Raw genomic sequence first — 24698 nt, 5'->3', positions numbered from 1 at the left:
TCATATATGAGACGTTGTTTATATTTTATTCTTGTATTTGTCTGCACATCGGCCATAGCTCAAACCGGTATTATCAACGGCCGGGTATTGGATGCCGAAACTCTTGAACCGCTTCCTTTTGCCAACATATTCATCAATCATACTTCCATTGGTGTAGCCGCCAATGATAAGGGTGTTTTTAAATTGATCAATGTCCCTGCCGGGGAAGTTGAAATTGTCTTTTCTTTTGTAGGGTATCAATCGTACCAGTCCAAAGTATCCATTCGTGACAACCAGACTTTGGAAATAATCGCAAGGCTGCTGCCAGATAAAAAGTTACTGGACAACATTCAGGTTCAGGGCACACGTGACAAGAAGTGGGACAGTCAACTGAAAAAGTTCTCCCGTATTTTTCTTGGCGAGACCCGCAACTCATTGTCATGCAAGATTCTTAATCCCTGGGTGCTTGACTTCAAAGAAGGAGTGGCCGGAGTCAATAATATTTTATATGCAGAAGCCTCTTCTCCAATTATGGTTGAGAATCTTGCCATGGGCTATCGTATCACTTATTTTTTAAAGCGCTTTAATTCAAGTGGCGACTCTTACGTCATTCAGGGTAATGTCAGGTTTGAGGATATGATCACCAATGACCTCGAGCTGTTAAAAAGATGGGAAACGAACAGGCAGGATGCTTATCGCGGATCTTCGCGTCATTTATTTGATGCAATCCTTCATCATCGCATAAAAGAGGAAGGGTTTCAGGTGTATTATGAAAAGCGTGTTGTGACCAATACAATTGTTCGGGCTCCTGTCTTTACAAAAGAGCTTGGGATTAATGTTTTTGAACTGAAGCCAGAGGAAATTATCATCAAGCCAAGTTTAAGAGTTGTGGGCTCCAGAATTGAACTTAAGAAAAGGCTGGAGATTCATTATATAAATAAAGTTGCTCACATTAATACTTATAAAGATGTGAATTGCCCCGTTTCGTGGATTGAATTCAGAGATGGTACGATCACCGTAAACAATGATGGCATTCCTCAGGATCCGGAAGGGATGATCACCTCCGGCGAAATGGAGAAGGCACGCGTATCAGGACTCTTGCCTTATAACTACAAACCTTTTGAGACGCCAGTAAAGATCCAGCTGGAGGACACCATTAAATCATCGGGCTGGCAAGCGCTCCAGGAAAAGGTTTTCATGATCACAGACAAGCCATACTATTATCCTGGTGAAATGATCTGGTTTGATGCAATGATCCGCTATAGTAATCCTCTCAAGAGAGATACACTAAGTAAGGTCCTGCATGTAGAGCTGATAAGTCCCGAAAAGAAGGTTGTGCAATCCACTTCGTATGCGATCACACATTCCAATGTCTCAGGGAATTTACTGATCAAAGGAAATCTGCCTTCCGGAAATTATTATTTGAGGTGCTATACACAATGGATGCGCAACTACGGCGATGACTCTTTCTTTTCAAAGCCTCTGCCTGTTTTGAATTTATCCGAAAAGGTAGTCTCTGCTCAGGATGCACCAACGGCTTTCACCGGAATCAAAGCGGAGGTAAGCTCTGAAAAACAATCATACAAACCCCGGGAAAAGATTGATCTTGAAATTGCGCTTGAGAACAAAGAAGGCTCATCTCTTATATCCAATCTGACGGTCAGGGTAGTGGACGAGAAACAAGTAGCGCACATCCACTCATCCGTCATCGGAGATGCTGTCTTTGCAAAAGAATCTGAAATAGATCACATGAAGTATGCTTATCCGATTGAAAGTGGAATAGGTTTCAGAGGACAGATCAACAATGGGAAAGAGAATTCGAAGGTGACGATTGTTCAGGGAAACAATCAGGATTTTGCAACGGTAGAAACAGATGCTGACGGAAAATTCTGGGTCAATGGTTTTCAGTTCAATGATTCCTCTGAATTCTTTCTTCAGGCTAAAACCAAAAAGGGAAAATTATCAGGCACCGTCAGTATTACTCATGAAGATGTTTTTTCCATGGATCATCTCGCGCCGCCACTGGTACTGAACCTTGAAAAAAATGTAAGCGATCAACGTGCTATTGTGGGTTATACCCTTCCGGACGATTCAAAGATGCTGGAAGAAGTTTCTGTGGAGGCAACCCGGCTTCAGGCAACTGATTTTTCCAAGAGATTCGGTCAGCCGGATTTCAACGTTAACCGTAAGGACATTGAAAATGAAACCGATGGCACTCTGTTGAATCTGCTTCAGCGGAAAGTGCCGGGCATGCGTGTTGTTTCCTATTTGGCCAACGGAAACATTCGTAACATGATCGTATTACGCTCCGTCAGAAATGCCCGTGAGCCTCTGCTCATGATCAATGATACTCCTTTCTTTTCTGAAGACGGTATTTATGTGACCATCATGCAATTTGATGTTTCTACCATTGACCGGATTGAGATCAAGCTTAATGCAACATCAGGAAATGGTATCAGGGGACAGGGGGGTGTCATTGCGATCTATACCAAGACAGAAGATTCCAAATATGTCGGAACGTTCAATAAAAAGTATTTCCAATCATCAATGATGAAGGGATACTCAGAACCTCTGCCATTCAAAGCACCGGACTACGGCAATCAGCAGGAGGATCATTCCCAGCCGGATTACAGGTCAACGCTTTACTGGAATCCGAATGTGATCACCAATGAAGTAGGAGAGGTAAAGTTTTCTTTCTATGCTGCAGATCCTATAACCAAGTACCGGGTCATTGTAGAAGGCATGACCATTGAAGGTAAACCTGTTTATGGTGAGACCACCATCGAAATCAGAAACGATCACTGATCACACAGGATCAACATCGAAAACAATCTTGCAGTTTCTGAATTCTTTTTCTTCCTGCAGGCCATCGCTCAGGTGGATGAGTCTCAGCTTTATATCGCCAAGCTTCCCCTGATTTCTTGGAATCTTCAGAAGGATAGTTTGTAAAAATTCATTTCTGATCTTTGATATAAAAGACTCTTTCGGTCCGAGCAGCTTGATCCCTCCAATGGTCTTCTCAATGTGACCGGCAAGCGTCTCCGCGGCCTTTCGACAGGTTGCCTTGTCAGTATGCTTTACTGTTATCTCAATAAGTCTTGAAAAAGGAGGGAAGAAATGCTGCTCCCGGTCGTGAAGCTGCTCTGCTAAAAAACCTTCGGTATCGTGATCAACGATGAACTTGAATAATGGATCGCGTGGATTGGATGTCTGAATAATAACATAACCCTGCTTGTCCCGGCGGCCTGCTCTGCCGCTGACCTGAAGGATCAACTGGAAGGCGCGCTCATAGGAACGAAAGTCAGGGAAGTGCATCATCCGGTCCGCATCAAAAACTCCGACAAGGTTGACCCGGTCAAAGTCAAGACCTTTCGTGACCATCTGCGTTCCAACTAATATATCGGTATCACCCTTTTCAAAATCACCGAGGATCGTTTCATATCCGCTTCGCGTGCGGGTAGTGTCCAGGTCCATGCGACTGATATTCGATTCAGGGAAATGAAGCTTCAGCTCTTCTTCCAGCTTCTCTGTTCCATAGCCATGGGTAAGAATTCTTTTTGACGAGCACGTCGGGCATTGCTTTGGAAACTCTTCACGGTATCCGCAATAGTGACAGATCAGCGCATGACGATATTGATGATACGTAAGACTTACTGCACAATTGATACAGGTTGGCACCCATCCGCAGTCTTCACACTGAACGAACGGCGAATGTCCCCGCCGGTTTTGAAACAGGATCACCTGCTCTTTTTTATCAGTCGCTTCTTTGATCTCGCGCAGTAGAAGAGAGGAGAAGTTTCCTTTGATGGTCTTCTGCTTTCGCTCTTTGGAGAGATCAGCAAAAACGATCTCCGGTAGTTTAGAGTCACCGAATCTCTGTGTGAGTGAACTGAATCCGATCTTTCCGGCTTTCGCCAGATAATAGCTTTCGCAGGATGGAGTAGCTGTCCCCATCAGAACTTTTGCATGATGCTGATGAGCCATCATCATCGCCACATCGCGGGCATGATAGCGTGGCGCAGGATCGTGCTGCTTGTAGGATGGATCGTGCTCTTCATCAACAATGATGAGTGCGAGATTATCAAAAGGAAGGAACACGGAAGATCGTACGCCCACAACAAATCTTAATTTGCCGGTAAGGATTCCATTCCACACTTCAACCCGCTCGTTGTCGGAGAACTTGGAATGATATACACCCATAGACGCTCCGAATATTTTCTTCAGACGAAACACGATCTGGGTCGTCAATGCGATCTCGGGCAGAAGGTAGAGCACCTGCGATCCGCCTTCCAGCGCACGGCGGATCAGATCGATGTAGATCTCTGTCTTTCCGCTGCTGGTAATCCCATGAAGCAGCGCCGCATCTTTCTCCTCAAAGCTTTTCAGGATCTCATTCCGTGAAGTTTCCTGTTGCTCACTTAATAACAATGGAGGTGTGATGATCTCATCGTCAAAACCGAAACGAGGCACCACCACTTCGAACTCTTCAAACGTTTTGTTTTTGATCAGCGTGTTGAGGGAGGACTCAGAAATATCTGTAGCGAGCAGTGCTGATTTTGAAATACCCTTTTCATTCAGGTGCTGATCCTGAAACACAGGAACCTCCTGAAGAAACTTTAACAATACCGCTTCCTGTTTTGGCTTCGCGGAAAGAATCTCAAAGAGCGACTCCAGTTTTTTCTTATCCAGATGATCGTGATGGATCCTTATTCTCTTTTCTGTCCTGGGTTTATATTTCTCCTTTACCTTTTCAAAAAGAATGATCGCGTCTTTCGAAGTAAGGGATTTCAGGATGCTGTAAATAGACTTAACGTCCAGCAACTTTGCTACATCCGAATAGGAGAGTGAACCCGATTTAAGATGCGCCAGCACCAGTCTTTCCTTTTCAGAAAAATCAAATAGACTTTCCTCCAGGTTAAAAGATGGATGCATTTGCACCATCGACTCGCTTGATAGTTTTAATCCCGCTGGCAACGCTGCATTCAATACCTCGCCCACCGTGCACATGTAGTACGATGCCATCCATTCGTACAACTGGAACTGCAGGGGAGTAATGATCTCCGATTCATCCAGAAGTTCGAGAAGATACTTCGCTTCATATTCCGCCGGGGGCTGGTGGTGAAGTTGGGCGATGACTCCCGTCAGGATCTTACGTTGTCCAAAAGGAACGATGACGCGCTGTCCTTTCTTTACCAGTGAATTCCAGGCAGCAGGCACCCGGTAGGTGAATAACTTTGGAATCGGCACAGGCAATACCACTTCCGCAAAAAATGTCCCGTTATCCTCGTTTTGATCGAATATTTCCACCGCAATAAAAGTAAGAACTTAATAGGAGACCGTGATGGTAAGGTTATCCTGATTAATAGATTTCTATGTTGGAAATGGCAAGGCAGGCTTTCGCGTCCTGAAAGGTGATCCGGATCTTTTGTGTCGCGGTCGGTGGAAGTTGTACGATTCTTTTGTACCCGATAGTCGTTCCTTCTGAGATAGGTTTCCATTTATTCCACACCCAGGCCTCAATGGTAAACGACCGCACCCGCTGACCTAATGGAATGTATTCTTGTAAGACTACGTAGTGAATGACCTTGCCCTCATCCATCTGGATCTCCACACTTCCGGAAACCACATCGTCATCGGTCGACCAGAATGTTTCAGGGTCTCTATCGTTTAGCTGTGCCGATGAAAATTCGTTTGCGTCTCCGCGAGTGGTGCTCACTTCAAGGATAGCGCTCAACGCCAGGTTATTCTTAAATGCACTGTCCCGTAACGCCTTAAAACCTTTGAGTGCGGCAACATCATTTTCATGAATGAGCCCGCGTCGATCCGGTGGAATATTTAACAGGAGGGTAGACCCTCGTCCCACCGAAGTGAGATAAATATCAAACAGTCGCTCAGGACTTTTTACAAGTGCATCTTCCTCTGCGTGATAGAACCATCCGGGTCTTATGGAGACATCTACTTCCGCAGGTACCCACGATGTTCCGTTTTCTGATCCTGTGTTCAATAGACTTTCAATGCCTGCCTTTCCCGCAAAGAGGGTGTCCGTTGAAATGGTATTCCAGTTTGTTTCACCCGCAATTCCTTTTTCATTTCCTACCCAGCGCACACCTGGTCCCGCGTCGCTGAAGAAAATGATGGCAGGCTCCAATGTTCTGATCTCATTCAGTGTTGCGGGCCAGTCATAGTACTTCGAACCATCAATGCTGCGCTTCTCTTTAGCGCCACCATAAAATCCATCTCCTCCGTTAGCACCGTCAAACCACATTTCGAAGATCGGGCCATAGTTTGTGAAAAGCTCTTTGATCTGATTGCGGTAGTATTCAATGTATTCAGGAGTGCCATAAGCTTTGTGATTGCGATCCCACGGAGAAACATAGATCCCAAACTTTAATCCATACTTTTTACAGGCTTCCGCAACATCTCTTACAACATCACCCTTGCCATCTTTCCATTGACTGGATTTTACAGAATGATCGGTGAACTTACTGGGCCAGATGCAAAACCCGTCGTGATGCTTGCATGTTAATATCACACCTTTGAAACCTGTTTCTTTAAAAGTCCGGATCCACTGCTCTGCATCCATCGCTGTAGGATTGAAGATGTTGGGATCTTCATCACCATATCCCCACTCTTTTCCTGAAAATGTGTTGGTGGTAAAGTGAACGAAAGCATTCATCTCCATGTCGTGCCATGCGAGCTGAGACTGACTGGGGAGTGGAAGCAGGGGAGCAGGTGGTTTTGTTTCCCGATAGCATGAATTCATTATAAAGATCAGCGTGATAAGGAATATGACTTGCTTCATGGTTTTACAGTTGAGCAAGTGCTTCGTTAATAGTTTCCACAGGAAGCTGACAGACTTTATTTCTGCACACGTAGATCTTTGTTCTTCCATCTGTCTGACCACGTCCTTCAAATAAAGGCAAGGCGCTCGATGACTCGGTTCCCAGCGTCAACGCAAATGGTAGATAGTGTTTGTGAAGTTCTTTCCTGATTTCAGATGCCTTCTTTCCTACGATAACGATCTCCGCTGTCTTTGCTGTGATCTGTGAAAATAGAATTCCCCAGTTTGAAGAATAACCTGGTTCGCTTTCTATCAGGGAGGCTAGCCTCGACGTCATGTCGGTTGCCATCTTTTTCCACGACTCATTATCAAGAAGAATCCCGAGATGGAAAAGATTTCTTGCCATAACTGAATTTGCGGAAGGGATAACATTGTCGAAGATCTCTTTCTTCTGGGCGATCAGCTTCTCTGCTTTTACTGAAGAGAACCAGAAATATCCTTCCTCGGCATCATAGAAATTTTTCAGGGCGTACTGCGTGCTTGCCTCTGCCTTCTTCAACCATTGTTCATCAAAGGTCACCTGGTAAAGTGAAATATATGCCTGAATGAGAAACGCATAGTCTTCCAGAAACCCTTCCGTTTCTGAACGCTTGTTCTTAAAGGCTCTGAAGATCCGGTCGCCTTCCATAAGATTAGCCTCAATGAAACCGATATTCTTCAATGCGAGTGCCAGGAATGACTCATCACCAAACGCCTTATAGGCATCCACCAGTCCCTGGATCATCATGGCATTCCAGCCGGTCAGTATTTTATCGTCGAGTCCAGGTCTGATCCTCGTTGCTCTTACTGATAACAGCTTCTCTTTTATCTTTTTTATTTCCTCCGGAACAGAAAGATCATCGGGACGAAGTAAAATATTCATTCCATGTTCCCAATTGCCTTCTTCATGCGCATTGAAATAATCTGCCGCCGCAGCAAGATCTTTTCCCAGCGCCTTTGTCAGCTCTTCATATGTCCAGGTGTAGAATTTCCCTTCGACACCTTCACTGTCGGCATCCAGCGCTGAATAGAATCCGCCTTCTGAATGCATCATCTCTCTCTTTAGCCATCCTACCGTTTCATAAACAGTATCCCTGAACAATTCATCTTTTGTAATGGAGTAAGCTTCCGCGTAAAGACTTACCAGTTGCCCATTATCATACAGCATTTTCTCAAAGTGGGGAGCAAACCATTCACCATCGACAGAGTAGCGTGAGAAGCCGCCGCCAAGCTGATCGTAAAGTCCGCCCATATTCATTTTCTTCAAGGTGAAGCTCACCATGTGGAGGGCTTCAGCATTTCCGGTCATCTTATAATATCGCAACAGGAAAAGCCAGAGGGTGGGCATTACAAACTTCGGTGACTTTTCCATTCCTCCCCACGTAGCATCGAATCTTGATGCAAGGACTTTATACATGTTCTCAAGACTTTCCTTTGTGAACTTTTCCAGTCCCGGTTCCTGGGCGAATCTTGAAAGGTCACTTCTTTGTAAATGATTCCGCAGATCTTCTGATGACTCGTTGATCTGATCGCGCTTGACTTCAAAGGTCTTGTAGATCTGTGTTAATAGCTGAGTCCAGTTCTGTGGAGGAAAATAGGTGCCTCCATAAAACGGGTTCTGATCAGGGGTAAGGAATACATTCAGTGGCCACCCGCCTTGCTGTTGCATCGCCTGAACAGCATCCATATAGATCTGATCAATGTCGGGTCTCTCTTCGCGATCTACCTTGATGCAAACAAAGTGTTCGTTCATGATGCCGGCTATATCATTGTTCTCAAATGACTCCCGCTCCATCACATGACACCAGTGACAGGATGAATAGCCAATACTGACAAGAATGGGCTTGTCTTCCTTCTTCGCTTTCTCCAATGCTTCTTTTCCCCATTCAAACCAGTCGACCGGATTATGAGCATGCTGAAGAAGGTAAGGGCTGGTGGAATGTATAAGACGATTGGACATTGATACTTAAATGAGAAGTGTTATGAAGTGATCTGTGATTTCAAATGGGATATTTCAACATCAACATTTGTAAAGAGTTTTAGTTCTTCAAGTTTGGAAAGAGTCTGATGCAGGAATTTTTGATGAGCAGAGCCGGCAGGGAGGAAGGGCCGGTGGTGAATTGCCTTTTGTATCTGACTCCATTGATCCAGGAAATTCTTCGTCGGTTCATCAAAATAGGATTCAATGAATTTCTCCCAGATATAATTCTCTGCTGTTTCGGTTGGATGGATCAGATCGCTTTTATAAAAACGATAATCACGCAGGTCGTCCATCATGATCTCAAAGGCCGGAAAGTATTCTACATCCCGGTTTTCTGTTGAAAGCCTGTGACATGCCACTCTCAGTATTGATTTGCTCACGCTGTTCAGTTCAAGCGTGTCGTTCACATGACGAACCGGACTTACGGTAAGAATGATCCGCAAAGAAGGATTGATGTTCTTGAGGATTTCATAGGTCTCTTTGAAAGAGATGCAGATATCATTGGAATCAATCAGTTCTTTGTTGAACAAATGCGATGGCATCTTATGACAGTTTGCCACCGGATTTCCATTGTCAGTACGTTTATAGCTCCAGGCAGTCCCGTAGGTGAGGATGATAACACTGCAGCTCTTCAGATATTGATGAGCGGATGTTATGATGCTATGGATATTCTCTTTTAACGATGGTAGCGACGTTCCATGGATGGCTGAATGAAAGTCGTAATTATAATGTGTGTCGTTATTGACCAGAAATGTATCCTGGTCAGGACTCTTTTGTTTCGCGGCCAGCGACAGCAGCTTATGGATCGCGTAAGGATGATAGGTTGTTCCAAACGGATTGATGCTGGTCTGGAATTTGAAATCTGTGAACTTCTTTCCGATGGATTGTGAAAAGCAGGAACCCAGTGTAAGGATCGGGTCCTTTAAATTGATTTTACGTGAATGCTTCGGCGTAAGCTCTGTTCTGAAATCCATCGCCTAAAGTTATGATTTTTAGACTGTCCCGAAGGGCCAAAAGATATTGACTTCTGTTGACTATTTTTGGTATTCTCTATGAATTCAAGCATCAGCAGACTCAGTCAGAGTGCCCGAAAGAAATCAAGGCTTATTATCGGCCTCATGTCAGGCACTTCCATGGATGGACTTGATGTTGCTCTTTGTCAGCTCACCGGTCATGGTACCAGCACGAAGCTTGTATTGAAGAAGTTTGAAACCGTCTCATATTCCCCTGAGATCAAGGACAGGATCAGTGAAGTCTTCGCAAAGAAGCAGGTCAACTTTGTGAAATTGTCCAATCTTAATCCATGGATCGGAAGGCTTCATGGTAAAATGGTTCTTGATTGTCTTAAGAAATGGAAGATCAGCACAAATAAAATTGATGCGATCGCTTCGCATGGTCAGACGGTCATGCATGCTCCGGCGTTTCTGCATCCGGAAGATCCTATCAATTCGACCTTTCAGATTGGAGATGGAGATCACATTGCCCGCACAACAGGGATCATCACCATCAGCGACTTTCGTCAGAAGCATATTGCTGCCGGCGGGGAAGGTGCGCCCCTGGCGGTTTATGGTGATTATCTTTTAATGGCAGACAAGAAAGAGAACCGCATACTTCTGAACATCGGAGGCATTGCAAACTTTACCTGCCTGCCTGCCGGAAAGAATGCAAAGAATGTTTTTGTAACAGACACCGGACCGGGCAACACGTTGATGGACCAGACCGTCCGTCACTACTATCCTGATCGCTACTATGACAGGAATGCAAAGTATGCTTTGGAAGGCAAGGTGAACATGACGCTCCTCAAAGAATTAAAGTCCGATTCGTTCTTCGATCTTCCTCTTCCTAAAACGATCGGTCCTGAGTTATTTAATCTTGACTATGTACGTCAGGCGCAGGAGCGGTCCAACACTCAGGCGCTGTCGGTATTTGATCTGCTGGCAACGCTGACACGATTCACGGCGGAGACCGTTTGCGAGTGCATACAGAAAGCAATTGGCAAACAGGAGTTTGTTGTGTACGTGAGCGGCGGCGGCGCCCACAATCCATTATTAACAGGCTGGATAAAAAAGATATTGAATCTCCGGTCGCTGACAAGCACAGACTCATTGGGGATCGACGGTGATGCAAAGGAAGCTATATTGTTTGCCGTGCTGGCAAATGAAACACTTGCGGGCAAGCGGATAGATTTCGGAGCGAGAGCAAAGGTGCCATCCGTTCATCTCGGTAAAATCTCTTTTCCTGACTAATATTTATCATCATTCACAAATCAACAAATATGTTATCTGATCATTCTGTTGAAAAAGTTCCTGTAAAGATCTTCGGCACATCGGAAGATGCCTCTGTCTTTGTTGCGAAAGAAATTGCCACACTCATCAAACAGCGTCAGCGGGAGAAGAAGAATGTAGTGCTGGGACTTGCCACAGGTTCGACACCCACACGCGTGTATGAAGAGCTGGTGAAGCTTCATCAGGGTGGTCTCAGCTTTTATAATGTGATCACGTTCAACCTTGATGAATATTTTCCCATGCAGCCTGACTCATTGCAGAGCTATGTCAGATTCATGCGGGAACATTTGTTCGATCATGTTGATATCCCCAAAAAGAATATCAATATCCCTGACGGTACAATCTCCAAGGACAAGGTCGCTGCTTTCTGTAAAGCCTACGATAAGAAAATTGAAAGTCTGGGAGGGATCGATATCCAGATTCTGGGCATCGGAAGAACGGGACACATCGGATTCAATGAACCTGGATCTTCCGAACGATCAGCAACGCGCATGATCACACTGGATCAGGTGACACGCATGGATGCTGCCAGCGATTTCTTTGGTGAAGAGAATGTTCCAAAGAATGCACTCACCATGGGTGTGGGTACGATCCTCAAATCCAGGCAGATCATCATGATGGCATGGGGAGAAGGTAAAGCTCCGATTGTTCAGAAAGCTGTTGAAGGTCCTCTTACAGATCAGGTGCCATCAACCTATCTGCAAAAGCACTCCAATGTATTAGTAGTGCTGGATGAAGCAGCATCATCTCATCTGACCAAAGTAAACACTCCCTGGCTTCTTGACAGTTGCGACTGGAATGACGAACTGATCCGCAAAGCAGTTGTATGGTTATGTCAGAAAGTAAAGCTTCCCATCCTGAAGCTGACGAATCACGATTATGCCGAACATGGTATGGCCGACCTTATCACAGAGTACGGCTCTGCTTATAATGTTAATATTAAAGTATTCAATCACCTTCAGCATACCATTACCGGTTGGCCCGGAGGCAAGCCCAAGGCCGATGACACCAATCGTCCTGAACGTGCCAGGCCTTTCCCCAAGAAGGTTATTATTTTCAGTCCGCACCCCGATGATGATGTGATCTCCATGGGGGGGACTTTCATACGACTGGTAGATCAGGGACATAAAGTGCATGTTGCCTATCAGACTTCCGGAAACATTGCAGTGTTTGATGATGACGCCGTTCGCTTTGCTGACTTTGTAAGAGATTTTAACGAAGCATTTGGATTAAAGAAGTCCGACGGTGAGAAATTCTATAAGAAGACACTGGATTCTATCAGGAAGAAAAAGCCGGGCATGGTAGATACACCCGAAGTCATGACTATCAAGGGACTTATCCGCAGGGGTGAGGCGAAAGCAGGATGCCGCTATACCGGTATTCCGGATTCACAGGCTCATTTTCTTGATATGCCATTCTATGAAACCGGCACGGTGAAGAAGAAACCATTGAGTGAAGCGGATATCAGGATCATTGTTGATCTCATTGAAGAGATCAAACCTCATCAGATCTATGCAGCGGGTGACCTGTCGGATCCGCACGGGACACATCGGGTGTGCCTGGCTGCCATCTTTGAAGCGCTGAGAAGGTTGAAGAAGAAAACCTGGATGAAGGATTGTTATGTATGGTTGTACAGGGGAGCGTGGCAGGAGTGGGATATCGATCAGATCGAAATGGCAATACCTTTGAGTCCGGATGAACTGATGCGCAAGCGTCGTGCAGTATTCAAACATCAGTCGCAAAAAGACAGCGCTGTGTTTCCCGGTAACGACAAGCGTGAGTTCTGGGTGCGGGCTGAAGATCGCAACCATGCTACCGCCGCCGCTTACAATGCTCTTGGTCTTGCCGAGTATGAAGCCATGGAAGCTTTTGTCCGTTATCGTTTTTAAATTTTAATTGTGCATTTTTAATTCTTAAACAGATCTATGCTTCTTCACTTTGTCTCCTGGAACGTCAACGGCATTCGTGCTATCATGAAAAAAGAATTTCTGAATAGTGTGAAGGCCATGAAGCCGGATATCCTCTGCCTTCAGGAAACCAAAGCCAGTGAGGAGGATACCCTGGAGGCACTGGAAGCATTGAAGGGATATCATGTGTTTGTGAATTCATCCAAAGCGAGGAAAGGATACTCGGGAACCGCCATTCTCACCAAAGAAGAGCCCGTCAATGTTACTTACGATATGGGGATGGGTGAGTTTGATGAAGAGGGAAGGGTGATCACAGCTGAGTTCACTAATTATTTTCTGGTAACCGTTTATACCACCAACTCAGGGGATGGTCTTGCGCGACTGGATTATCGCGAGCGATGGGATGCTGAGTTCATGACCTATATGACCTGGCTGAGAAAGCGCAAGCCGGTGATTGCCTGTGGTGACTTCAATGTTGCGCATGCAGCCATTGATCTTGCCCGACCAAAAGAAAACTATAATAAATCTGCCGGCTACACGCAGAAAGAGATTGATGGATTTACCCGTCTTCTTGATTCAGGTGTCGTGGATACCTATCGTCATTTCTATCCCAAAGAGATCAAGTACACGTACTGGAGCTTTGTGATCGACGGCAGGAACAAGAACATCGGATGGCGTATCGATCACTTCCTTGTGGACCACCGTGTCATGCCTGCTGTGAAAGATGCAGTGATCTATGATCAGTATCATGGATCGGATCATTGCCCCGTAGGACTGAAGATCGATCTGTAATACTAATTAATCAGTTTACCTGAATGATCGTGTCAATGTACTGATCTCCCTGCTTGAATTTCAGAATGTATTGTCCCGTCTGGGTGGGAGTAAATTGAAAGGGTGTCTCCAGTGTTGCAATAATATCAGTGCACGCTCCGGTGCTCGGATATTTTCCATAGAAGGTAATATGCCAGGTCTTTCCACTCTCCGTAACTTCATTTCTTGAGTATCTTCCGCATCCATTGAATACCTGATGACGAACATTGAAGCTTATGGATTGCCCCAGCATGACCGTGGAGGGTGCATAGACTTCAACAACCGGTGAGGGAGAGTCGGCGGGAACAATCACTTCATTTCTCTTGTCACAAGAGAATGCTAACGTCATGATGAAGCCAGCAATAAGAAGGAGGGACCAAAGATGTTTCATATGAATGTGCTTTTTGTTTTAGACACAGGTTCATGAATGAAGGTTGGAAACATTCTCTCAGCGTTGTGATTTTGAGATAATACCCCTTTATTTATATCAAATCGAACTTATGATTTCCCTTTCCCCCTTCAAATCGATGACCGCAGGACTCATTGCTCTCGTTGTTATAATTCTGGTAAGCGCTTTTTTATGGTCGTGCCGCCAAAAGCTCGACCAGTCGGAAGACCTTGATTACAAAGGCGCCAAATACCGTTTTGAATCTTTTTCCAAAAAGACCATAGAGACTACCATCCGGAGCCGGCAGATCTTATACACACCTGTTAATTCAGATGATAAGAAGGTCCTTGTGGGATTTGCGTCGGAAGAACTTAACACCTTTCCGGTAGATCCCGATATTTTAAAGAATACTGAGTATGTGATCATTGATACCGTTCTTCATGACCGCTACAAGCTTCTTCCAACTCAGGCGCCTCACACATTGTATCTTGATCCAAACTTATTTTCCAAAGAGGATTATAATGCCATCGTTGATTTTGTCAGGGACCTGTATGCAAAGCCCATCGAATCGAACAAGCTGGTCAGGTGGATGGATGACACAGTCCTGGGTGTCGAGCCCGGAGATGTTTACTTTACCATTCATGCCATCGTGTATGAAAAGCTCTCAGCCTTTGAACCTGTCTTCACATCGCCCAACGGCAAAGACTGGCTGAGGGTGAAAGTCAATCAACAGCTTCACCTTTTCAAGATCCTTGAAGGTGGGATGCAGAGTGAAAGTGAATCGGATTACTACCTGAAGAATGACACGCTGTATTATCCTGACTATGAGCAGCGCGCCGCGGTCGATGAATTGCTTGGTTATAAATCCAGCGATGGAACTTTGTTCAGCTCAAAGGCTAAAGTAGTTGTTCCAACGAAAGTCAATTGATACTTTAAAGAGATCAGCTTTTTGTTTTTGGATGGATCAGCAGATCACTCTTTTTGGAAACAAGCTGAGACATAAGCTTCTTGGGCGTGTGGCCTGTGATCCTTTGACAGGTTTTAATAAAGTGAGACTGATCGTGATAGCCGGCTCCAAGTGATGCTGTGAACTTTCCATGAACTGCAGGTTCTTTTATAATTTCATGCAAGGTCTTCTGAAGTTGAGTAAAAGAAATAAACTCCTTCGGACTGAGTCCGGTAGCTTTCTTGAATTTCCGCTCCAGCGTTTTGATGTTGATCCCAAGATGATCTGCAATGCTCTCGATCTTCAAGGGTGCTGTATCATCTTTCTCAACGAGTCTGAATACTTCTGTCAGCCAGGCATCGGTATCTGCTGTCAGGAGACATTCGATAAAGTAGTCATCCAGAATAACTGCATGAGCATCATGGGAAGTCTGGGCTTTCAAATCACGTAACAACTTATCCACTCTTTCCTGAGAGCTGAATATATCCTGAAAGCCGATCGGGCCTTTGATCATTGCAGTGTTCAGTCCGTTCAGTGTAAAGAGTTTGGGAAAGAATTTGATTGCCAGGCAAACGGTAGGCCCATCGGTGCGGGCGCGACCACCGTTAGTAGTGGCAGGGTAAAGTGTGCAGGGAGGCAGAAGTTCAAAGGTGCCTTTGTCAGGAAAATACCATTCCAGTTGACCTTCGAGAAGAATCGATCCGTCCGGTCTGCCGTTGGGAACTGTGCTTGCATCGATGGGCTCCGGGCTTCTGACACAATAATATGTTTCAATCAATTGACTGAGGTCTTTGCGATTGGAAGGAAACAATTCTATCTGCATGTCCAAAATGTACAATTATGGGTTAGAACGTGACAATACATTTGAATGTTTAAAATCGATAGACAATGAAAAAAACAATCTCCTTTTTACTGTGTTTGATGATCTCGGGAATGCTGGCCGCCCAATCCGGGGTACCGTATGGCAACTCCAAAGATGGCAAATTTGCCAATGTCAATGGTATCAAATTGTACTATGAGGTGTATGGAAGCGGTCCGCCGCTGGTGCTGCTGCACGGCAATGGTGGATCGATTGGCTCCCGGGCCAACATGCTTAAATCCCTCAGCGATAAATATAAAGTCATTGCGATCGACAGCAGATGTCATGGCAAAAGTGGCTGCTCCAAAGAGTTGAATTATGAGATGATGGCTTCGGATGTGAATGAACTTATGGGTCAGTTGAAAATTGATTCAGCATACATCTGGGGTCATAGCGATGGAGGTATCATCGGTCTGATCATGGGCTATACATATCCGGCAAGAGTAAAGAGGCTGGTGGCGAGTGGCGCTAATATCTTTCCGGATCGTACCGCATTGGAACCGGTATTAGTTGATTTCATGAAGAAATATCCATCCATCCCGGATACGCTGATGAGAAAGCACATCAAGCTGATGGTGGATAATCCTCATATCGACTACGCACAATTAAAGAAGATCAAGGCGCCTGTTATGATTGTTTCAGGAGACCGCGATGCTGTGTTGCTGGAGCACTCGATCAGTATCTTCAGGGCAATCCCGAATTCAAATCTTTGTGTACTTCCTGCCTCAACTCATTTTGTTGGAGAAGAGAAGCCCAACCTGATGGTCTACTGGCTGAATGAGTTCTTCTTCAAGAATTTCACCAAGCCGTCAACGGTAGAGTGGGCGATCAAGACGGCCAAACAAATGGGACTGGATAAATAGATTATAAATGGATGGCTGATCGTTGAGTGATTCAACGATCAGCTATATAAAGTATTGTTATTTGAGTCCCGTGACTCTGATAAAGAAGTATTTCTCCAGGCCATGGTAGTCGTTGATCATACTCTTTACATTCAAGATCAGCGTTTGATCTCTGTTGATCTCACCTTCATAGGTGACTGTACCATAAGAGCTGGTGCTGGAAAATTCAATCTTCCTGTTTGTTATTTTATATTCTCCCTGGGAGATATCGTCATGTCTGAGGTTAAACCATCCTTTAAGATCATATGCTTTGCCGGTAGATCCGACGGTGATCACCTTTCCATCCGGATAGAATCTTATGAAATTGGTGGTGGTATCCGACGTCTCCGGATCTACTTCGGGCTCAGTCTGATAAAGACCATCAAAGCGAAGCAGCTCTGTAGTGCTTTGTGCAGACGCGAAGAAAGAAGATAGTATCAAAGAAATAAACAGGATTGATTTCATGGGTCATTTGAGGTCTGAGACCTTTACAAAGTGGTACTTTTTAACGGATATATCACCATTCGATTGGGTAATGTTCAGGGTAAGTCCGGCGTCTTCATCTATTCCACCCTCATACTGAACGGTGCCCATGGAGCTGGTTCCCTCAAACCGGAGTGTATCCTGTTTCAGATCAACCGTTCCCTTTGAAACATCTTCCAGGTCGAGGTTAAACCATGATTCAATATCTTTTGTGCTGCCCAGCTTATTCATGGAGATCACTTTTCCATCCGGATAGAACCGCAGGAAGCTGGTAATGGTATCGCGGGTGAGTATTAAAGATTCGGTCCGGTAAAGTCCGTCGTAGCGGATGACCTTTTCCTTCGACTGGCAGGAGAGCAGCAACACCATCGCCGGAAGGATGAGCAGAAGACGCCTCATTGTTTCATTCAGCTTATTTGAAAACGACCTTTCCATCGATCGACTTCTTGCCGGTAATGAAATCGTTGAACGATACCTCTAATTCACATTGATCTCCCTGGATTACAGCATCGGGGATCGTGGTGCTTTTTACTTTTCCGGGAAGGTGGTAGATGGTCTTTATTCTGGCTCTTGACAAAGCATTCTTGACAAAATCGTAGTCAGGATTTTCCCCGACATTTGAGATCACGGATGTCCTTTCCATGGATCTCTTTTCTTTGACAAGATGAGGGACGTATCCAAAGAACCCTGTGATCTTTTGACCTGCTTTTCTTTTTCCATAGCGCTGAAGATCCTCCTGCAACAAGCTGATCTCACTAAGATCTTTAAATGGAAATTCCAGTGTGAATTTCATCACGCCCGTTTCTTCATTGACCACCATTCTCATGCTGGAAACTTCAATCAGTTCAGGATGCACGAACCGTCTCCGGATCGAGTCGGCCATATCTTTAAATGCGATTACGCTGTCGATCTTGTCACTCTTTGAAACTTTCTTACCGGTATTCCCTTCGATCTGGCCCATCAGCAGATCTTTCATCGCAAGCATGGAACTTATGTCTGCCGTCAGCAGGTATCTTCCTGTGCCGTCCTTGTTTAGAAAGATCTCTTCAATGATGTTAAAACAACTCGTCAGCGAGAAGAGGCAGATGATAGAGAGAAACGAGAGGATCTTTCTTGTTTTCATCTGTCAGTTCTGAATTTAAAGATTGGATACATTGACTACTGCCTTTTCCTTACGCAAACCGCTTGCTTTCAGAAGTCCGGTGATAGTGCTCAGTAATTTCAAAGATGCTTCTACTTCTTCCCGGCGGGTGGCAACACTTTCAATATTAAATCCGAATGGTATTCCTTTCTTCTGGCAATACTCAATGAGCTCCTTGGCGACCAGTACCGCGAGATCAACTGAATGATTTGCAGGATCGGTGCTCGCCTTCAGCTGTTCTTTGATGTTGTCGGGAATATGAATACCCAGCCATTCCATGAAGTCAATGGTCTTTGGTGAGCCACAGATGGTAAGCGTGAAAATGATGGTGGGTAGTTGCTGATTTTTACTCTTGCATGCGGAAGTAAGATCTTCCAGTATGCGCAAGGTATATTCTACATTGAAGATACACTGTGATATAAAGTAGGAAACACCGGAGTCTACCTTATCAAGGATCCTTACTTCCTCGTCTTTCAACACGGCATGTCGTTCGGGAATGGTAACAGCACCAATGACGGAGTGATCGCCATGTTCATTGCGCCATAACTCATAGGCTTCTTTCAGACTGGTCTTTACTACATAGTCGGGAGCGGGGAGACCCACGAACACAGGATAGAAACGATTTGCCTTAAGGCCATTGAGCCAGGCGGCAAGCTCTTCTTTGGTGAACATCCCGGCGGGACGATAGATGATCTTGGGAATATCGAGCGTGTGTAAATACGTGCTTGCGTAGGAAAACGGATCGAGTGCGCTGGAGAATGGGAAAGGCCTTTCTTCTGCTGTGCGTGCTGATTCATCCTGCACATCATATACAACGAGAGCGTCAATATCCAGTGAAGAGAGGATGTTAAGACTTTTGGCAGCCATCTCAGTTACTTTCTCCGGCGATGTCTGGGCTTTGGGGGGTGTTATTCCGTAGAGTAAAACTCCGGACTCTCTTTCTTTGATCTTCTTTAGAAACATTGGGTAGGGTAGGTGTCCAATAAAAAGATAAAAGTATGAAATGATGGTTAATTAGCCATAAGCCACCCGTACCCTATAATTTATTCCCCTGAATGAGCCAGACCTCTTTGATCGACTGCTCCTTCAGATGGAGGAATTTCTTCCGCTCCTCATCCTTCATGAAATTATGGAAGTCGTTCTCGGCATCGAACTCCACTAGGTGGATCTCATACGGTCGTTCGATGCTGGCCTCTACATATGAGTGGGTGGTAGGGCGGACACGCAAGAGGAGCCGGCCGTTGTAGCGGGCGATGGTTGGAATGGCGACGTTCTCGAACTGATCAAAAACCTTTTCCTGACCTTCTTTGATATAGATGAGCTGTGTGATGTAAAGCATGTCTCTGCGTTTTACGCAAAGTAAAAAGATAACGAGCTATCACCATGCACGCGACAGAAGAGATTTTCCTTACTCGTATTTTCTGACGATGGTGGCGTCGCTGGCGTAATTTTCGGGAGTGACCTTTCCAATCTGCGCCTGTATGCATTTCCATTCACCATGCTCTTTGATGTAGACGTCAGTATAAGTGGCCATGCCTGAAACCTCTTTGCCATCTTTTACGAAGATGAATTTGTTCTGTGAGCGTACCAGCGCGGTGGTTCCGAAAACGGTGATGCGTTCATCGCGGTAATCCCAGTATTTGAATCCATCATAACCATGTGCCCACTCCAGCAAATAATCTTTTCGGTTGACATACTGACCGTCACTGCGGAGACAGACAAAGTCAGGATGAATGATCTTGCTGTGTGAGGCTGTGTCGTTGGTGACGAAGTTGTGAATGAATTTTGCATTCAATGCTTTGAGTTTCTGCAGGTCGTCCTGTGCATTCATGGTATGAAAGATTAGTTGGAATACGATGAGTGATAAGATTGTTTTCATTGGGCAGTATCTTTTGCTCGAGGCAAAAGTAGAAGCCGTGAATAATAATCCTAACTCGCAGAGGAGGTATTTTAAGGCAACCGGACGATTTTCAGTAAAGATGAAACGAGAGTACCGGAGAGGAGTAATTTGGTTGCATCATATCGCTAATCATTTTCTTAGCGGCTCATAATAATGAACAATGGCGCCGGAGCCAAAGGTCTTTAGCTTTAATAACTTAAGAACTGACATATCGGTTATGTTCCTGAACAGGGGCAGGCCGCTTCCTGCGATAACAGGATGAATGCAGAGCTGAAATTCATCCACCATGTTAAGCTTTGTCAGGGCGTCGATGAGGCTTGGACTTCCTGCAAAGATGTCTTTTCCGGGTTGTTGTTTGAGCGCTGTAACTTCTTCTTTAATATCATGCCTGGCCAGCGTTATATTTTTCCAGCCGATGGACTGAGGCTCTACGCTCTTCAGTGTTCGGGAGAAAACAACTTTGGGAACGTCTCCTATGGCTACTGCAAAGTCATCGGTGGATCTTTCGCCGGTAGGAGTCTTCACTACCGTTGGCCAGTAGCTTTCCATCATCTGGTAGGTAGTTCTTCCATACAACAGGGTGCCTGCATTTTTTATGAGGTCAGCGTAATGCTGGTGGAGCTCTTCATCTGCAATCCCAATAGTATGATCGCAAAACCCGTCGAGGGACATGTTGATGGAGGCGATTACTTTTCTCATGATATTATTTTAAGTGATCAATTATAAAGTTAATTATTCACCTGACAATTTATATTCCATCTCGGTCACGTTTCCTGGCAGGTCCATGGCAGAGACGATGAAGACCGTTCCCGGAAGGAGAGGATTGCCAATCTTTGTATTGTATAACCACATGGTCGGCTTGCGCTTATAGCGAATGGCTTCATCTTCTTCCAGTAAGATACCCTTTGCATTGGTGATCTTGACGATCACACTGGTTACACGAAAGTTGTCGGTGGCTTTGATTCGAATAGGATCACCTGGAGTGCCGGTATAATCTTTCAGATTGACATAGTGAATTTCAGGTGCATGAAGATAATCAGTCAGGGCAACTGTGTGGGCATTAGATAATTTGTCGTTAACGCCTTTCTCATAATACTCTCTCATGGCCGGATCTTTTAAAGTTTCCTTTGCCCATGAATTTGCTTCTGTAAACAGATCATTGATTTCCTTTCTCTTGATGGAATCTGATGGCCGTGGAACTGTGACCTTTGATACGACGGTCTGGTTACGATAGGTACGTATTACTGCGTCATTGGCAAACACAGCAGAGAGTTCGGCTTTCGTTTCCTTTCTTAGTTTCGGCACGGTGATATGCTATTGTCTTAACCTGAATATAATTGGATTTCACCCTTACGTCAAGAGGTGTAGCGTGACATTATGGCTTCGACCTATGGGTCAAGAGTCCTTTATGCCCACCTAATTTTCGAAGGCTGAAGCCAGCTTAAATGGCCCTTTTTCGGATCCATTGGCCTCTTTCGGGGACTTTACCCGGTTTGAAACCGGAGACATTCCCTTAAATCGAGGGGGGTGACCGTGGGGTGACTGTGGGGTGACCGTGGGTCGACCGTGCTTTTGAGTGATTTTCTTTGAATTGATGCTGGAAACGGTGGTGCATGCTCAAAAAAGTGTGCAACTGAGCAAATTATTAGGTTTTTGGGTTTTCAAATTTGCTCTGATCGAACCACGCTTATGTCAAAGTGTCCCGGGGCGGGATGAGGGGACAAGAAACAAAAACTGGAAAAAAAGTCAAGGGATTTCTGAGAATTATTGGGCCTAGGTAGCACGTTGGCTACATGGCGTACCTGTAGCACGTAGGCTACATGGCATAGTTGTATTGTTCATGCGTTTTAATCTATCTAAGGCCCGAAGGGTCGAGATTTATTAGCGGCATGCGAAGCGTGCCGTATAGGAATGCGGTAGATAAGCTTAAGCCCTACAGGGGCGAGATTGTGGTTGAGAACTTTCATCTGGAAAACATTCATTCATCATAACTTAGATTCTTTTCCGATTTTCCAACATTTGCATCATCAAAAATGAATGCAATGTCACAATCGCTCGTTAAGATTTATCTTCACATTACTTTCAGTACTAAATATCACGAACCGTTAATTTTTGAGGAGATAGAAAAAGAACTTCATAACTATCTGGCTGAAATTTGTGCAAGTATAGAATGTCACCCCATCAAAATTGGAGGATACGATGATCATGTTCACATTGTTTGCTCTCTTTCCAGGAAGATCGCATTGATGAACCTTATAGAAGAACTAAAGACCTCATCTTCCGGATGGATGAAGTCTAAAGACGTGAGGCTAAAGAAGTTTTATTGGCAAGGTGGCTACTACGCGGTATCTGTAAATCCTGCCGACCTTCAGGAACTTATTAATTATGTTGAAAATCAGCGTGAGCATCATAAGAAAGTAACATATAAAGAGGAAGTCATTGCTCTTCTTAAGAAGAACAGGATTGCCTACGATGAACGTTATGTATGGGATTAAATTTCGCGTAATAAATCTCGCCCATTCAGGGCTTAAATGCACGTATACTCATGAAACCCTGGCCTGCGGCCAGGGCTAATAAATCTCGACCCTTCGGGCCTTTAGCGTAGCTAATCAATCCGTGTCAATCCATGCATTGTCTTCCGGATGGATATGTATTTATCCGTGCATCCGTGATCCGTGTTTTTAGTAATAGTTTTTAAAAGGTTGGTGAAAACACCAACCTAAGGCAATTAGCGTAGCTAATCAATCCGTGTCAATCCATGCATTGTCTTCCGGATAGATATGTATTTTATCCGTGCATCCGTGATCCGTGTTTTTAGTAATAGTTTTTAAAAGGTTGGTGAAAACACCAACCTAAGGCAGCCTTAACCCCACACTCCATTCCTCTCCGTCAGGATCATCGGCGCGCCATCCGTAACAACTATCGTATGCTCATGCTGTGCCATGAAGCCTCCGTTATTTCCTACCATCGTCCAGCCGTCTTTTAATGTCTTGGCATAGGTGGAGGTGGTTGAGATAAATGTCTCAATCGCCACCACCGAATTTTTTTTGAACCGTGCCAGGTTAAACGGATCTCGGTAGTTTGCTATTTCGCTTGGCTCTTCATGAAGGCCTCTGCCGATTCCATGACCCGTCAGATTACGGATCACTTTGTAGCCGCGTTTCTTCGCTTCTGTTTCGATCAGATGTCCTATGTCAGAGATGCGAACACCACCTTTAATATTATAGATCGCTTTATGCAGGATCTCTTTGGAGGCGTCTACCAGTTTCTGATGATGATGGATGTCTTCGCCCAGCACGAAAGAACTTCCGTTGTCCGACCAGAAGCCGTTGAGCTCGGCGGAGACATCGATATTAATCAGATCACCTTCTTTCAGTATTTTATTATCTCTAGCGATGCCGTGACAGAATTCATTGTTTACACTGATGCACGTCCAGCTTGGGAAGCCATAGGTGAGGTAGGGTGCCGACTTCGCTCCGAAATCAGAAAGAACTTTTGCTCCATAATTGTCCAGCTGCTTTGTGGACATGCCCGGATGAGCATAGTCTCTCATAGACTTTAACGTGAGGGCAACTGCTTCGCTTGCCTTCTTCATGCCGGTGAGCTCCGATTCTTTTGTTATGGACATATCCTTCGTGTTTGAAATACAAACTACAAATTACAATGCACAATTAACACAATCTACTCACCAACCGTTCCTGTCTTCACTTCTCCGGCGCGCTTGTAGTTGGCAATAATTACTCCGCTGGTCGTAGCGATGCTTTCCGTTAGTTTAAATGCCGCCGGAATCGGGCCATTGGTGAACAGCTTTTTCCCTTTGCCCAGGGTCAACGGATGGATCATCAGCCACAGTTCGTCTACCAGATCATTCTCCAGCAGGAGCTGAACAAGTTCACTGCTTCCCCATACCTGAATGTCGTTGCCATGCGATCCAGGAACCTTTCCTGACTTAAGCGCTTTGATATCTTCAAGTCCTGTGAGGAATACAGAGTTCTTCCACTGCGTTGCTTTCGGGTCTGACTTTTTTATCGTGGTGGACACGACGTACTTGTTGACATCATTGATCCCAGGCCAGATCTTTTCATTCTGCGGCCAGTAGTCTACCCAGATATCGAAGGTCTTTCTTCCCAGGAGAACATCTGTGGGCTTCATCAGGCGCTGCATCAGCTCACCGGAGACATCGTCATTATACGGTGCCACCCATCCGCCATATTTGAAACCGCCTGATGGGTCTTCTGTTGGTCCGCCCGGCGCCTGCATGACACCATCCAATGTTATCATCGACAATACAATTATTTTTCTCATAACGTTCGGTTTG

23 protein-coding genes are annotated in these 24698 nt (G+C 45.1%); 7 read left to right on the top strand and 16 right to left on the bottom strand.

What is annotated here, in order from left to right; genetic code table 11:
- Positions 1–6 precede the first annotated feature (6 nt).
- Positions 7–2784 carry a TonB-dependent receptor plug domain-containing protein gene (locus HOP08_02560; protein NOT73783.1) on the top strand — a complete coding sequence of 926 codons (2778 nt, stop codon included), beginning with the start codon at positions 7–9 and terminating at the stop codon, positions 2782–2784.
- Here the strand turns inward: HOP08_02560 and priA are convergent, their stop codons facing one another.
- The 4 genes from priA to HOP08_02540 are packed head-to-tail and all read right to left on the bottom strand — an operon-like array spanning position 2785 to position 9754.
- Complete coding sequence (priA, locus tag HOP08_02555; protein NOT73782.1) at positions 2785–5280, bottom strand: primosomal protein N'; 2496 nt, start codon at positions 5278–5280, stop codon at positions 2785–2787.
- 58 nt (positions 5281–5338) lie between these two features.
- Positions 5339–6781, bottom strand: a complete 1443-nt coding sequence (locus HOP08_02550) for an alpha-L-fucosidase (protein NOT73781.1) — start codon at positions 6779–6781, stop codon at positions 5339–5341.
- A 4-nt stretch (positions 6782–6785) separates the two neighbouring features.
- On the bottom strand, positions 6786–8759 hold the full coding sequence (locus HOP08_02545; protein ID NOT73780.1) for a thioredoxin domain-containing protein: 1974 nt from the start codon (positions 8757–8759) through the stop codon (positions 6786–6788).
- A gap of 20 nt (positions 8760–8779) precedes the next feature.
- Positions 8780–9754, bottom strand: a complete 975-nt coding sequence (locus tag HOP08_02540; protein NOT73779.1) for a GSCFA domain-containing protein — start codon at positions 9752–9754, stop codon at positions 8780–8782.
- A gap of 78 nt (positions 9755–9832) precedes the next feature.
- Between HOP08_02540 and HOP08_02535 the strand changes: the two genes are divergently transcribed.
- Genes HOP08_02535 through xth form a run of 3 tightly spaced genes read left to right on the top strand, consistent with a single transcriptional unit; the run spans position 9833 to position 13764 of the window.
- Positions 9833–11026 (top strand): anhydro-N-acetylmuramic acid kinase, encoded by a 1194-nt coding sequence (locus HOP08_02535; protein NOT73778.1) that lies wholly within the window; start codon positions 9833–9835, stop codon positions 11024–11026.
- A 29-nt stretch (positions 11027–11055) separates the two neighbouring features.
- On the top strand, positions 11056–12954 hold the full coding sequence (nagB, locus tag HOP08_02530; protein NOT73777.1) for a glucosamine-6-phosphate deaminase: 1899 nt from the start codon (positions 11056–11058) through the stop codon (positions 12952–12954).
- A gap of 36 nt (positions 12955–12990) precedes the next feature.
- The gene (gene xth, locus HOP08_02525) at positions 12991–13764 is read left to right on the top strand and encodes an exodeoxyribonuclease III (GenBank protein ID NOT73776.1); all 774 of its coding nucleotides are present in this window, start codon (positions 12991–12993) and stop codon (positions 13762–13764) included.
- Between the two features lie 10 nt (positions 13765–13774).
- On the opposite strand, the gene HOP08_02520 is transcribed toward xth, so the two are convergent.
- Positions 13775–14173: a hypothetical protein gene (locus tag HOP08_02520; protein ID NOT73775.1), complete on the bottom strand. Its 399-nt coding sequence runs from the start codon at positions 14171–14173 to the stop codon at positions 13775–13777.
- 109 nt (positions 14174–14282) lie between these two features.
- On the opposite strand from HOP08_02520, the gene HOP08_02515 reads away from it, so the two are divergent.
- Positions 14283–15098, top strand: coding sequence for a hypothetical protein (locus HOP08_02515; GenBank protein ID NOT73774.1), 816 nt, complete (start codon positions 14283–14285; stop codon positions 15096–15098).
- 13 nt (positions 15099–15111) lie between these two features.
- Here HOP08_02515 and HOP08_02510 read toward each other — a convergent pair whose 3' ends face one another.
- Entirely contained in the window at positions 15112–15939 is an 828-nt protein-coding gene (locus HOP08_02510) for a helix-turn-helix transcriptional regulator (protein ID NOT73773.1), read from the bottom strand.
- A gap of 65 nt (positions 15940–16004) precedes the next feature.
- On the opposite strand from HOP08_02510, the gene HOP08_02505 reads away from it, so the two are divergent.
- A complete protein-coding gene (locus HOP08_02505; GenBank protein NOT73772.1) occupies positions 16005–16838 on the top strand; it encodes an alpha/beta hydrolase in 834 nt (277 codons plus the stop codon).
- A gap of 57 nt (positions 16839–16895) precedes the next feature.
- On the opposite strand, the gene HOP08_02500 is transcribed toward HOP08_02505, so the two are convergent.
- The 8 genes from HOP08_02500 to HOP08_02465 all read right to left on the bottom strand — a co-directional run bounded on the left by HOP08_02500 (position 16896) and on the right by HOP08_02465 (position 21685).
- The gene (locus HOP08_02500) at positions 16896–17321 is read right to left on the bottom strand and encodes a hypothetical protein (GenBank protein NOT73771.1); all 426 of its coding nucleotides are present in this window, start codon (positions 17319–17321) and stop codon (positions 16896–16898) included.
- A gap of 3 nt (positions 17322–17324) precedes the next feature.
- The gene (locus HOP08_02495; protein NOT73770.1) at positions 17325–17738 is read right to left on the bottom strand and encodes a hypothetical protein; all 414 of its coding nucleotides are present in this window, start codon (positions 17736–17738) and stop codon (positions 17325–17327) included.
- A gap of 13 nt (positions 17739–17751) precedes the next feature.
- Positions 17752–18462, bottom strand: coding sequence for a hypothetical protein (locus tag HOP08_02490; protein ID NOT73769.1), 711 nt, complete (start codon positions 18460–18462; stop codon positions 17752–17754).
- 15 nt (positions 18463–18477) lie between these two features.
- Positions 18478–19443 carry a hypothetical protein gene (locus HOP08_02485; GenBank protein NOT73768.1) on the bottom strand — a complete coding sequence of 322 codons (966 nt, stop codon included), beginning with the start codon at positions 19441–19443 and terminating at the stop codon, positions 18478–18480.
- 73 nt (positions 19444–19516) lie between these two features.
- Positions 19517–19819, bottom strand: coding sequence for a DUF1330 domain-containing protein (locus HOP08_02480; protein NOT73767.1), 303 nt, complete (start codon positions 19817–19819; stop codon positions 19517–19519).
- A 69-nt stretch (positions 19820–19888) separates the two neighbouring features.
- Complete coding sequence (locus HOP08_02475; protein ID NOT73766.1) at positions 19889–20359, bottom strand: nuclear transport factor 2 family protein; 471 nt, start codon at positions 20357–20359, stop codon at positions 19889–19891.
- Positions 20360–20509: 150 nt separating this feature from the next.
- Positions 20510–21079, bottom strand: a complete 570-nt coding sequence (locus tag HOP08_02470; protein NOT73765.1) for a dihydrofolate reductase — start codon at positions 21077–21079, stop codon at positions 20510–20512.
- A 33-nt stretch (positions 21080–21112) separates the two neighbouring features.
- Complete coding sequence (locus HOP08_02465; protein ID NOT73764.1) at positions 21113–21685, bottom strand: hypothetical protein; 573 nt, start codon at positions 21683–21685, stop codon at positions 21113–21115.
- A gap of 737 nt (positions 21686–22422) precedes the next feature.
- Between HOP08_02465 and tnpA the strand changes: the two genes are divergently transcribed.
- Complete coding sequence (gene tnpA, locus HOP08_02460) at positions 22423–22875, top strand: IS200/IS605 family transposase (GenBank protein NOT73763.1); 453 nt, start codon at positions 22423–22425, stop codon at positions 22873–22875.
- A gap of 368 nt (positions 22876–23243) precedes the next feature.
- Here tnpA and map read toward each other — a convergent pair whose 3' ends face one another.
- Together map and HOP08_02450 are read right to left on the bottom strand one after the other, a co-directional pair.
- Positions 23244–24008: a type I methionyl aminopeptidase gene (gene map, locus HOP08_02455; GenBank protein ID NOT73762.1), complete on the bottom strand. Its 765-nt coding sequence runs from the start codon at positions 24006–24008 to the stop codon at positions 23244–23246.
- A 53-nt stretch (positions 24009–24061) separates the two neighbouring features.
- Positions 24062–24685: a dihydrofolate reductase gene (locus HOP08_02450; protein NOT73761.1), complete on the bottom strand. Its 624-nt coding sequence runs from the start codon at positions 24683–24685 to the stop codon at positions 24062–24064.
- Positions 24686–24698: the final 13 nt, after the last annotated feature.

This window comes from Cyclobacteriaceae bacterium, assembly GCA_013141055.1.
Taxonomy (GTDB): domain Bacteria; phylum Bacteroidota; class Bacteroidia; order Cytophagales; family Cyclobacteriaceae; genus ELB16-189.
The sequence above is the reverse complement of the archived record's forward strand: the minus strand, read 5'-3'. Positions and strand labels throughout refer to the sequence as shown.